This is a genomic window from Pseudomonas sp. AGC41 (assembly GCF_057334555.1).
In genome coordinates, this window is the sequence record NZ_JBHFJB010000117.1 from 53302 (window position 1) to 58462 (window position 5161).

Below are 5161 nucleotides of genomic sequence, written 5' to 3' on the forward strand. Positions count from 1 at the left end.
GTTCATAACAGGCCTCGGTGGGAGCGAGCCTGCTCGCGAAGGCGCCAGCCCAGCCACCCTCAACGCTCAGGGGTACTCAAGCACCGCCTTGATCCGCTGCAGATTCTGCTCGATCCACCGTCGATCAATCGCCCCCCAATCGCGAATCCGGTACCGCCCGGCGTGGTTGCGCGCGCCCTCCTGCTGCTCGAATTCACAGAGGATGTCCAGGTCCGCCAGCGCCACGACGGTATCCTGGGCTGTGCGCCGAGGCATGCCGGTAACTTCGGTGAGCGCGGGAATGTTGTTGGCCAGGCCGCTGTCGATCAGGTAAGCCACGTACAGTCGACGATAGAAGCTGCTCTTGGTCTTGCTGACGTCCATTCGCTCATCCCTTGTCTTGTTGCAGATCCCGCCAGGTCAGGTACACCCGCAGGTCGAATTCCAGTTGGTGATAGCCCGGCAGCATATGTTCACACAGCTGGTAGAAGGCCTTGTTGTGGTCCGACCCCTTGAAGTGGGCCAACTCGTGCACCACGATCATTTCCAGGAACTGGAGTGCCGCGTCCTTGAACAACGAAGCGATGCGGATTTCTTTCTTGGCCTTGAGCTTGCCACCCTGCACCCGCGACACCGCCGTATGCAGCCCAAGCGCGCGATGGGTCAGGTCGAGACGATTGTCGAACAGCACTTTGTCGATGGCTGGCGCGTTACGCAGATAGCGCTGCTTGAGATCCAGCGCATAGCCGTACAACGCCTTGTCGCTCTGGATCGGATGGCGGCCGGGATAGCGTTGTTGCAGGTAATCGCCCAGCCGATCCTCGGCAATCAGTTGCTGCACCTGGGTTTGCAGCGCGGCGGGGTACGCCTGGAGGTATTTGAGAACGGTCATCGACGGCAACACAGTCACTGGAGGTCGCCAGTGTAGCGAATTCAGGCCGGCACCGCGCTCCAGTCGAATGGCCGGGCGAAGGCATCGGTGTCCTCGGCCATCAAGGGCCGCGCCACGAGGAAGCCTTGCACATATTCACAGCCATGGGCCTTGAGCCAATGATATTGCTGCGGCGTCTCGACCCCCTCGGCGATCACTCGCAAGCCCAATTGCTTGCACAGCTCGATCACCGAGGCGGCCAGCGCGGCGTCCCTGGGCGAGTCCGGCAAGCGGGCAATCAAGTGCCGATCAAGCTTGAGCGTGTCGAGTTCAAGATCGCGCAGATGCGCCAGCGAGCAAGGCCCCGAACCGAAGTCGTCCAGCGCCACCCGCACGCCCAGGTGACGCAGCAGGCGTAGTTGCTTATGGGTTTCGTCGGGATTGCGCATCAGCGCATCCTCGGTGATCTCGACCTCCAGCTGCCGCGGTTTCAACGCATGGCGGTCCAGGACCTGGCGCAACTCGGTCACCAGGTTAGGCATGCCGAACTGGGTACTGCTCAGGCTCACGCCCAATACCAGGTCGTCGGGAAACATCCGCTCCCAGACTTTGCGCTGGGACGCACTGCGATGATAGATCCAGCTGCCCAGCCGACTGATCAACCGAGCTTCCTCCAGCAACGGCAGGAACAAGCCCGGCGGTACATCCCCGACGCTGGGGTGCTGCCAACGCAGCAGCGCCTCGAACCCTCGGGTCCTTCCGTCGAGGATACTGACCTGTGGTTGATAGACCATATTGAAGTCGCGGTTTTCAATCGCCGAACGTACGCTCTCCTCAAGCATCAGCCGTGAACGGGCTCGACCGTTCATTTCGTGGTCGTAGAAACGATACTGCTGCCGGCCGGCACGCTTGGCCTCGTACATAGCGATGTCGGACGCGCGGAGCAACCCGTCGAGGTTGGAGCCGCAGTCTGGATACGTGGCGATGCCGATACTGGCGCCCAGCACCACGTCCATACCGTCGATCTGCTGGCAGACCGAAACGCGCTCAATGAGTTTTTCCGCAATCTTCGCCGCCTGCTCGGGCACCTCAAGGTCCAACAGCGCGGTGAACTCGTCACCGCCCAGCCGCGCGAGGATGTCGAACGGGCGCAGGCAGGCCTTCAGTTGTTCCGACACCCAGCGCAACACCCGGTCACCGGCATCGTGGCCCAGTGAGTCATTGACTCGCTTGAAGCCATCGAGGTCCAGGTACAACAGCACCCAGTTGCTTTCCAGCCGTTCGCTGCGCATCAGCAGGTTTTCCGCGGTCTGATAGAACCCCCTGCGGTTGAGCAAACCGGTCAGAGGATCAGTGACGGCCTGGAACTCGAGTTGCTGGTGCAAGTGGCGAACCACTGACATGTCCTGAAGCGTCACCACCATAGCCTTCTGCTCCGAAGGCAACGGCGCACAGGACAAGGCCACCGAAACTTGCTGGCCGGGCGCGGTGCGCAGCACGGCATCGTGCAAGCGCCAGGTTTCGCCACGTCGATAGGCAGCATGGATATCCGAATCGATCCACTCGGGAATATGCGGTTTCTGCAGGTAATCCAGGAACGGCATCCCTTGCAGTCGGTCCGCAGTGGCGTTGAGCAAGCGGCACGTCGAAGGGTTGGCAAAACGGATGAAACCGCCTTCATCCACCACCAGGATGCCTTCGGCGGCGTTATCCAGCACCGAGGCATTAAAGGCCCTGGCTGCCTCCAGATCTTGACTCAAGCGCTGCAAGGCCCGGCGATTGCGCTGGTGCTCGAGCAGCGCATGGACCTTTGGCTTGAGAATCTGCGGGTCGAACGGCTTGAACAGGTAATCCACTGCGCCGCTGGCATAGCCCTTGATCACCGCGTCCTGGGACTGTTCGTTGGCGGTCAGGAAAATGATCGGCGTGAGCCGCGTGCGCTGGCTGCCGCGCATCAGCCGCGCCACTTCGAAGCCGTCCATGTCCGGCATCTGCACATCCAGCAGCACCAGGTCGATGTCGTGTTCAAGCAGCAGGTTGAGGGCCTCGACACCCGAGGACGCGGTCATGACCTGCCAATCCTGACGCTGCAACAGCGCTCGCATGCTGAGCAGGTTTTCAGGGTAGTCATCAACAATCAAAAGGACAGAGCTATCTTCGCCAAACGGGGGTTGCGCGCATTCCATGCTGCTTCTCTTATCGGGACGCCATGTCCGTCCTACGTGGGAAAACGGACAACATACAGTGATCTCACTCTAGACCGGGATTTTGAAAAGCAGTAGGTGTCATGACGCCATCATCCAGACAAAGCCCGAAATAGCCGACTAACGGTCACCCTGCTCAGGCACAGAAACTGCAACGACACCTGCGACGATCAATTGACGTCAAACATCCGCCGAACGGTCAACAGAAAAAGCCCTATCCAGCGTTTCGAGACGCTTCAAAGGGCGGTTTAAGCCACCCGACACGGCGCACACCCCTTTTATATTCCGATACGCAGGACCTCGACATGATCGATCTCGCAACCTGGAACCTGAGCATTCCCGAAGGCGCACCACCGGCGACCATCGAAACTTCGCAACTGGTACAAGGCTTCAAGAACCAGTATTTCAACTCGGAAACCGGCACCGTGTTTTTCTGGGTCCCCGTCACGGGCGCCACGACGGCCAACGCCATTTACCCTCGTAGCGAGCTGCGCGAAACCAACAGCGACGGCACGTTGCGCAACTGGTTGTACCCGGCTGCGGATAACAAGCTGGCCGCCACCTTGACCGTCGGCCAGGTGCCCAGCACCGGCAAGCTGGTGATTGGCCAGATCCACACCAAGGACAGCACCAGCCCCATGGTGAAGCTGGAATACCAGTACAAGACCTACAGCTCCACCGGCAACATCGTCGCCAAGGTGCGCATGCGTCCCGACGACGCCACGGGCCAGGTCATCACCATTGCCACGGGCATCAAGCTCAACCAGCCGTTTTCGTACCTGATCCACCTCAACCGTGCAGGCCTCTTGACCATCAACGGCGCTGGCTATCAGTGGAGCGGCACCATCAGCAACACCTGGAGCACCAAGCCTCTGTATTTCAAGGCTGGCGTCTACGTGCAGGACAACGCTGGTTACGTCACTGAAGGTGCAAAAGCCACGTTCAGCCTGCTGGATATCGATCACAACCTCTGAGTTCTCCCCTTGAGCAGCAGCATGGATCGCTGCTAGCCCGCCGCCGACTCGCTCCCCTTCGACCAACGTCGCAAGGCACCACCAAAAAGCCATCGTTCAATAAAATTTTGACGCTACCGACCAACGGTCAGTTATCTGCGGCACAAAATCGCCAATCCCTACTCTGACGGACTGCTGACGCCAAACCTCCGCCGTACGAACGTGCCAAATGTTTGTCCGCACTCTAGCCCGGTGTCCGCAGAAAGCGCGTCTTAGAGCCTCCGGCTGTGGCGTAAATCATTTCTTCTTCTCAGAAAGGATCCGAACATGGTCGACCTTGCAACCTGGAACCTGAGCATCCCCGAAGGCAGCCCGCCGAAAACCATCGAAACCCCGCGACTGGTGGATGGATTCAGGGACAAATACTTCAACTCCGAAGGCAGCACGGTGTATTTCTGGTCGCCGGTGACCGGCACCAAGACCGAAAACGCGATCTACCCGCGCAGCGAACTACGCGAAACCTACAGAGACGGCACCCTGCGCAACTGGCTGTACCCAGAGGCTGACAATCAATTACGCGCGACATTGGTGGTCAATCAGGTCCCCAGCAGCGGCAAGATTGTCATTGGTCAGATCCATGCCAAGGACAGCAACAAGCCGATGGTGAAGTTGGAATACCAGTTCAAGGACGCCACAAATACCGGCAACATCGTCGCCAAGGTGCGCATGCGCCCCGATGACAGCAAAAGCCGGGTTATCACCGTGGCGACAGGCGTGAAGCTTGACCGGGCCTTTTCTTATCGGATCCACCTCGATCGCACCGGCGACCTGGGCATCACCGCCGCCGGTAATAGCTGGTACACCACGGTCGGCGCCGCCTGGCGGGTCAAACCGTTGTATTTCAAGGCCGGGGTGTATGTCCAGGACAACAGTGGCTATACCAGCGAAGGCGGCAAGGTGACGTTCAGCAAGTTGGACATCGATCACAACACCTGAAGTTTCACGTCCTAAAAACTCGTAGGAATTTACGCCCCGTGGCGAGGGAGCTTGCTCGCGCTAGGCTGCGAAGCGGCCCCATCTTTTGTCAGACCTGGCGCATACACCGGTTTGCGGCGGCTGCGCCCCCGAGCGGGAGCAAGCTCGCTCGCCACGGA

Annotated in this window: 5 protein-coding genes; 2 read left to right on the forward strand and 3 right to left on the reverse strand. The window is 59.7% G+C overall.

Annotated elements, in window-relative coordinates; genetic code table 11:
* Nucleotides 1-66 precede the first annotated feature (66 nt).
* From ACE04F_RS20430 to ACE04F_RS20440, 3 genes are read right to left on the reverse strand one after another with little or no spacing between them, the layout of a single operon-like run.
* A complete protein-coding gene (locus tag ACE04F_RS20430) occupies nt 67-363 on the reverse strand; it encodes a winged helix-turn-helix domain-containing protein (RefSeq protein WP_486109496.1) in 297 nt (98 codons plus the stop codon).
* Between the two features lie 4 nt (nt 364-367).
* Nucleotides 368-871 (reverse strand): YgjP-like metallopeptidase domain-containing protein, encoded by a 504-nt coding sequence (locus tag ACE04F_RS20435; RefSeq protein ID WP_486109498.1) that lies wholly within the window; start codon nt 869-871, stop codon nt 368-370.
* A 41-nt stretch (nt 872-912) separates the two neighbouring features.
* A complete protein-coding gene (locus ACE04F_RS20440) occupies nt 913-3036 on the reverse strand; it encodes a putative bifunctional diguanylate cyclase/phosphodiesterase (protein ID WP_486109500.1) in 2124 nt (707 codons plus the stop codon).
* A gap of 323 nt (nt 3037-3359) precedes the next feature.
* Between ACE04F_RS20440 and ACE04F_RS20445 the strand changes: the two genes are divergently transcribed.
* Both ACE04F_RS20445 and ACE04F_RS20450 read left to right on the forward strand, forming a co-directional pair.
* Nucleotides 3360-4028, forward strand: a complete 669-nt coding sequence (locus ACE04F_RS20445) for a polysaccharide lyase family 7 protein (RefSeq protein WP_486109502.1) — start codon at nt 3360-3362, stop codon at nt 4026-4028.
* 306 nt (nt 4029-4334) lie between these two features.
* Complete coding sequence (locus ACE04F_RS20450; protein WP_305498250.1) at nt 4335-5003, forward strand: polysaccharide lyase family 7 protein; 669 nt, start codon at nt 4335-4337, stop codon at nt 5001-5003.
* Nucleotides 5004-5161 lie beyond the last annotated feature (158 nt).

What these genes read in the sequence shown, in the direction of transcription:
- ACE04F_RS20430 (WP_486109496.1), bottom strand. Translation starts at nt 363, where the DNA reads ATGGACGTCAGCAAGACCAAGAGCAGCTTCTATCGTCGACTGTACGTG.
- ACE04F_RS20435 (WP_486109498.1), bottom strand. Translation starts at nt 871, where the DNA reads ATGACCGTTCTCAAATACCTCCAGGCGTACCCCGCCGCGCTGCAAACC.
- ACE04F_RS20440 (WP_486109500.1), bottom strand. Translation starts at nt 3,036, where the DNA reads ATGGAATGCGCGCAACCCCCGTTTGGCGAAGATAGCTCTGTCCTTTTG.
- ACE04F_RS20445 (WP_486109502.1), top strand. Translation starts at nt 3,360, where the DNA reads ATGATCGATCTCGCAACCTGGAACCTGAGCATTCCCGAAGGCGCACCA.
- ACE04F_RS20450 (WP_305498250.1), top strand. Translation starts at nt 4,335, where the DNA reads ATGGTCGACCTTGCAACCTGGAACCTGAGCATCCCCGAAGGCAGCCCG.